The 6,444-nt window shown below is 43.4% G+C and carries 6 protein-coding genes and 1 tRNA gene; 5 read left to right on the top strand and 2 right to left on the bottom strand.

Annotated elements, in window-relative coordinates; translation table 11 throughout:
* Positions 1-15: 15 nt before the first annotated feature.
* Entirely contained in the window at positions 16-1,320 is a 1,305-nt protein-coding gene (gene ftsZ, locus AB5935_RS18410; RefSeq protein WP_007834739.1) for a cell division protein FtsZ, read from the top strand.
* 21 nt (positions 1,321-1,341) lie between these two features.
* Positions 1,342-1,791, top strand: coding sequence for a GatB/YqeY domain-containing protein (locus tag AB5935_RS18415; RefSeq protein WP_007834738.1), 450 nt, complete (start codon positions 1,342-1,344; stop codon positions 1,789-1,791).
* A 580-nt stretch (positions 1,792-2,371) separates the two neighbouring features.
* On the opposite strand, the gene recO is transcribed toward AB5935_RS18415, so the two are convergent.
* Positions 2,372-3,097 carry a DNA repair protein RecO gene (gene recO / locus AB5935_RS18420; protein WP_007834736.1) on the bottom strand — a complete coding sequence of 242 codons (726 nt, stop codon included), beginning with the start codon at positions 3,095-3,097 and terminating at the stop codon, positions 2,372-2,374.
* A 243-nt stretch (positions 3,098-3,340) separates the two neighbouring features.
* Between recO and AB5935_RS18425 the strand changes: the two genes are divergently transcribed.
* The 3 genes from AB5935_RS18425 (at position 3,341) to gyrB (ending at position 6,119) form a co-directional block, all read left to right on the top strand.
* A tRNA-Glu gene (locus AB5935_RS18425) sits at positions 3,341-3,412 on the top strand.
* Between the two features lie 42 nt (positions 3,413-3,454).
* The gene (gene rpsT, locus AB5935_RS18430; protein WP_005838940.1) at positions 3,455-3,709 is read left to right on the top strand and encodes a 30S ribosomal protein S20; all 255 of its coding nucleotides are present in this window, start codon (positions 3,455-3,457) and stop codon (positions 3,707-3,709) included.
* A 445-nt stretch (positions 3,710-4,154) separates the two neighbouring features.
* Positions 4,155-6,119, top strand: coding sequence for a DNA topoisomerase (ATP-hydrolyzing) subunit B (gene gyrB / locus AB5935_RS18435; protein ID WP_007834731.1), 1,965 nt, complete (start codon positions 4,155-4,157; stop codon positions 6,117-6,119).
* 95 nt (positions 6,120-6,214) lie between these two features.
* Here gyrB and AB5935_RS18440 read toward each other — a convergent pair.
* Positions 6,215-6,444 (bottom strand): hypothetical protein (locus tag AB5935_RS18440; protein ID WP_368327514.1); only part of this gene is annotated, 230 nt, incomplete at its 5' end.

The raw sequence follows: 6,444 nt of genomic DNA on the forward strand, positions 1-6,444 counted from the left end.
ATAATATAGAAGATTATGTCTGATGAAACTATAATGCCATTCGATTTCCCGGCAGAAAACCCGACTATCATTAAAGTAATCGGTGTGGGAGGTGGCGGCGGCAATGCCGTAAATCACATGTATAAAGAAGGTATACACGATGTAACATTTGTTGTGTGCAACACAGATAACCAGGCGTTGGCCGAATCCCCCGTTCCCGTGAAGTTGCAACTGGGAAAAGAAGGATTAGGGGCCGGAAACCGCCCGGAGCGTGCACGTGAAGCAGCCGAAGAAAGCATAGAAGATGTAAAAGGAATGTTGAACGACGGCTGTAAAATGGTATTTATCACTGCCGGAATGGGAGGAGGTACCGGAACCGGTGCGGCTCCGATCATTGCCAAGACAGCCAAAGATATGGATATCCTCACCGTAGGTATTGTCACCATTCCGTTCCTTTTTGAAGGAAACCGGAAGATTGACCAGGCACTGGACGGCGTGGAGAAAATGAGCCAGCATGTAGATGCCCTGCTGGTGATTAACAATGAACGTCTGCGTGATATTTATTCGGACTTCAGCGTGATGAACGCTTTCGGCAAAGCGGATGACACTTTATCTATCGCAGCCAAGAGTATTGCCGAGATTATCACCATCCGCGGTACCATCAACCTGGACTTCAATGATGTGAAAACGGTATTAAAAGACGGTGGTGTAGCCATTATGAGTACGGGATACGGCAAAGGGGAAAGCCGTGTGAGCCAGGCTATCAATGATGCGCTCCATTCCCCGTTGCTGAACAACAACGATATCTTCAACTCGAAGAAGATCCTGTTCAACATCTCTTTCAGCACCAAGAGCGAGTTGATGATGGAAGAAATGAATGAGGTTCATGACTTCATGAGCAAATTCGGCAAAGACGTGGAAACCAAATGGGGGCTCTATATTGACGAGTCGCTGGAAGAGCAGGTGAAGTTCACCGTACTTGCCACCGGTTTCGGCATCAAGGATGTACCGGGCATGGACAACATGATGAACAAACGCACCATCGAGGAACAAAAGAAACTGGAAGAGCTGGAGGAAGAGGAACAGCGCAAAGATGAACGTCGTGGAGATTACTACGGCAAAGACACCTTCAAGAACAGCAACAAGAAGAAACGCCACAACATTTACATCTTCAGTCTGGAGGATCTGGACAATGATGATATTATCAGTATGGTGGAAACAACCCCTACTTTCCAACGTACCAAAACTGTGTTGGAAAGTATCCAGTCCAAAGCAATAGCCGAAGAAGAGGAAACGTTCAATAACGATACCGAAAACGGCGGAATAACGATCACATTTTAACAACTAAAATAGAAAAGAACTATGGATTTATTTGACGTAATCAGCAACGATATCAAAGAGGCTATGAAAGCCAAGGACAAAGTGAAACTGGAAACTTTGCGTAATGTGAAAAAATTCTTCCTTGAAGCAAAGACAGCACCGGGCGCCAACGACACTTTGACGGATGACGCTGCATTGAAAATCATGCAGAAACTGGTAAAACAAGGGAAAGATTCAGCCGCCATTTACCAAGGTCAGGGCCGCGCCGACTTGGCAGAAGCCGAACTGGCCCAAGTGGCAGTGCTTGAAGCCTATCTGCCCAAACAAATGAGTAACGAAGAACTGGAAGCGGCTTTAAAAGAAATTATTGCAGAAGTGAGTGCCGCCGGTCCTCAGGATATGGGTAAAGTCATGGGCGTCGCCACCAAAAAGTTGGCAGGCAAAGCCGAAGGACGTGCCATCTCGGCTAAAGTGAAAGAATTACTGGGATAATACTCCGGCAATCCATATTCAAGAAACGAAGCTTCTGCCCCGATTCATCTTTACGGACAGAAGTTTCGTTTTTTATAAAATCAGTGAGAAGCAAACGTATGCAGTACCCTATCCAGCTTCCCAAGCAAATAAAAGGCTAGTTTATCATTTTAAACTTTTTCCGTTTATCATTCTCACTTCACCAATGCCCTGGAATTCAAAGTATCCTTCAGTGTATTCAGCCACAATAAAAAGCTGATATACAGTGCATAAGGCTGACAGTAGCTCCTTCAGTACGCTGTCAGCACCTTCAGCCGCCACAACACCCGCACCGGACCGATGTCTTTGACCATCATGCTAAAGGACAAAGATGAGTCATACAATATCGTGGTCAAAAGATTGCACCTGCTTTCCGTCTTAACTTTCAAGACAGGAAGAATACCCATTTGCTTCCCGCTTCATTTATCGTTTCACTTTAGTGATGAAGCTTTAGCACTCTAGTGATGAGATTTCATCATTCCAGTGAAACAACTTCATCACTAAAGTGAAACGATAAATAAAAAAGGCGCGAAACATGAACACATCCTGATAAGAAAGGATTTCACGAGAACAACTCTTTCAGCACATCCAGCGATTTCAGCACCGGAAAATCCGGCAGATGCAAACGATAATAATCATTCATAATAACCAGACAGCGGTTACGCTCCAGACGGCTCATAGTAAAAAGATGCATTGTTTCATAATTCATACGCATTAAAAGGTTGATACGTGAAGCCTCCTCCGGTTTCAAAAAAGCACCATGTAATGGCTGGACAGACACGAAACAGGCATTCAGCATATCAAAAAAACATCCTTCCCTATAATCCTCCGTATTAGGATACAGACCGAGGAAACGTGAAAAACGCATCAGAAAAACCAAATGAAAATTGGAGAAACTTCTGTCGCATTCGTCCAGCCACCGGATAGAATGCTCCAAATAAGCAAACAACGGCCCGTTCTCCGCTTCTTCACGCAAAGCACGATACAGAAATTCCGCCAAGAACATGGCAATGGAAGATTTATAAGGATCGTATGGCAACGTGCGGAAAGGATGCCACGACTTCGCTTCTTTTATACGATACAAATTGGACATAGGACGATAATCCGCTTCAAACTCTATCATGGAAAGCGGCTGGAACAATACCGTCTTCACCGCCGATTTCCGTGAACGGGGAACAGACACAAGAAAAGAAGCACGGCCATTCTCGCGCGTATAAATATCAACGATATTCGAAGTATCATTATATTTTAAGGTATGAAGTACAATTCCCACCGTCTTTTGAAGCATACTCTTTCTCTCTTTTATATACTAGATAATCGTTGTCCGGAATACGTTTTTTGCTTTTCCACACAAATATATGTATCTTTGGAACATACAAAAATAAGGTTTTTAGATGAAAATGCACGTATTTATAAAAAAAATATGCCGAATGTTTTGTCAATTCAAAAAGAGTTCCTACCTTTGCAACCGCAAAAGAGAAAAACACTCTCCGAAAGCAAGCCAAGCTAAGGCTCGGCAGAATCAAGGCTCGGCCCGTTCGTCTATCGGTTAGGACGCAAGATTTTCATTCTTGAAAGGGGGGTTCGATTCCCCCACGGGCTACAAATAAAAATAATAAAAGAACAAAATTAAAGATTAGTCGAGATGGCAAATCACAAATCATCATTAAAGAGAATCAGACAGGAAGAGAAGAGAAGACTTCATAACAGATATTATGCAAAAACAATGCGTAATACTGTTAAAAAACTTCGTGCAACTACTGACAAGGCAGAAGCTGTTGCAATGTATCCGGGCGTTCAGAAGATGTTGGACAAACTTGCTAAGACCAATATCATACACAAGAACAAGGCTGCTAACTTGAAGTCAAAATTGGCTGCTTACATTAGCAAACTTGCTTAAGCAAAGTCTTAAACTAAAAGATAAAATAGGCAGGATTTTTTAATCCGGCCTTTTGTCTTTTATGCGCTTCATAAAACACAAGCAATACATATTGCAAACATAACATCTAAAAGAAGCGCAAATCCTCGCTCCGCGAAAAACAGAGTCTGAAGAATCCGAAGCATTCATGAAGGATTTAGAAGAGGATCGTACATGATAAAGTACTGATAAAAAGCCTGTTAAGCGTCGATGAAGGATTTGAAGGAAAAAAAGACCCATTAATTTCCAGAAGACTTACCCTCGAAATAAATACATCACTCCCATACTTTTCCCGGCGTTCACGGACAGACCTCATTCCAAACCTGTCCAATCCCCTCTTTTTTACGTTTTTTAGTCCATAAAAGCTGCCTGTCTCAGCAATTTTTCGTATCTTTGAAAGCTAATATTTAAGATAATTGAATCAAACATGAGTGAAGAAGAAAAGATAAACGGCGAAAACAATTACTCGGCCAGTAACATCCAGGTATTGGAAGGTTTGGAGGCTGTACGTAAACGTCCCGCCATGTATATCGGAGACATCAGCGAAAAGGGATTGCACCACTTGGTTTATGAGGTTGTGGACAACTCTATCGACGAGGCATTGGCCGGCTACTGTGATCATATAGAAGTCACCATCAATGAAGACAATTCCATTACCGTACAGGATAATGGTCGTGGTATCCCGGTAGACTTTCACGAAAAAGAAAAGAAATCTGCATTGGAAGTAGTAATGACCGTGCTGCACGCGGGAGGTAAGTTCGACAAAGGTTCTTACAAGGTTTCAGGTGGTCTGCACGGTGTAGGTGTTTCTTGTGTGAATGCCTTGTCTACTCACATGACCACACAGGTATTCCGCGGCGGCAAGATCTACCAGCAAGAATACAGCTGCGGACATCCTTTGTATTCTGTAAAAGAAGTAGGAACAGCTGATATTACCGGAACAAAACAGACTTTCTGGCCGGATGATACCATCTTCACTGTTACCGAATATAAGTTTGATATTCTGCAGGCACGTATGCGTGAGTTGGCCTACTTGAACAAAGGTATCACCATCTCACTGACCGACCGCCGGATCAAAGAAGAAGATGGCAGCTTCAAGAAAGAAATATTCCATTCGGACGAAGGAGTGAAAGAGTTTGTACGTTTCTTGAACCGTAACAACGAAGCGCTGATTGATGATGTCATTTATCTGAATACCGAAAAAAACAATACCCCCATTGAATGTGCCATCATGTACAATACAGGCTATCGTGAAAGTCTGCATTCGTATGTAAACAATATCAATACAATAGAAGGCGGCACACACGAGGCCGGTTTCCGCAGCGCATTAACCCGTGTACTGAAGAAATATGCGGAAGATACCAAAGCACTGGAAAAAGCAAAAGTCGAGATTTCGGGAGAAGACTTCCGCGAAGGCTTGATTGCCGTCATTTCAGTGAAAGTAGCCGAGCCGCAGTTCGAAGGACAAACCAAGACCAAGCTGGGTAACAGCGAAGTGAGTGGTGCCGTGAACCAAGCTGTAGGCGAAGCGCTTACATATTATCTGGAAGAACATCCGAAAGAAGCAAAACAGATTGTTGACAAGGTGATCCTGGCTGCAACAGCGCGTATCGCCGCACGCAAGGCACGTGAATCTGTTCAAAGAAAGAGTCCGATGGGCGGTGGCGGACTGCCGGGTAAACTGGCCGACTGCTCAAGCCGTAATCCGGAGGAATGTGAACTATTCCTGGTCGAAGGTGACTCGGCAGGTGGTTCTGCCAAGCAAGGACGTAGCCGTGCCTTCCAGGCAATTCTACCTTTGAGGGGTAAAATCCTGAATGTAGAAAAAGCGATGTGGCACAAGGCTTTTGAAAGCGATGAGGTCAATAATATCATCACCGCCTTGGGTGTCCGTTTCGGTGTGGACGGAAATGATGACAGCAAAAAAGCGAACATCGACAAGCTGCGTTATCACAAAGTGGTGATCATGACCGATGCCGACGTCGATGGTTCTCACATCGACACCCTTATCATGACATTGTTCTACCGCTATATGCCGGAAATTATAGAAAACGGACATTTGTACATTGCCAATCCGCCATTGTATAAATGCAGCAAAGGAAAAATCAGTGAATACTGCTACACCGAAGAAGCGCGCCAGGCATTCATTCAAAAATATGGTGACGGACAAGAAAACGGAATCCATACACAGCGATACAAAGGTTTGGGTGAGATGAATCCCGAACAACTGTGGGAAACAACAATGAACCCTGAAACGCGTATTCTGAAACAGGTAACAATCGACAATGCCGCCAACGTAGATTATATCTTCTCCATGCTGATGGGAGACGATGTAGCTCCACGCCGCGAGTTCATAGAGAAAAACGCGACATATGCGAATATAGACGCGTAATTTTTCATTCATTATTTTTTAATCAAAATCCATCCTCACATCTTACAATTTGAGGTAGCCCCGATCCTGCTTTTCTCTGGATCGGGGCTTTTTTATCAATGAAAATCAATCTGCCCCCATTTATATTTTTCCTCTTTTAAATGCCCGAAGAAACAGATACTCATACCGACTCTTTTTTTCGATGAAATGGGCAGAAATTGTAATAGTTCACCGCCGGTAACAAACATAACCTCATTCATTTTTCTTATAAACCTTAATTCCGCAACACTATTATAAATTAAACTTTTTAAGTACCTGAGCAACAAAAAGTTGCTCAGGATTTTGC

The organism is Phocaeicola sp. RTP21198st1_B8_RTP21198_201120, from assembly GCF_040929485.1.
In the GTDB taxonomy this organism is placed as follows: domain Bacteria; phylum Bacteroidota; class Bacteroidia; order Bacteroidales; family Bacteroidaceae; genus Phocaeicola; species Phocaeicola dorei.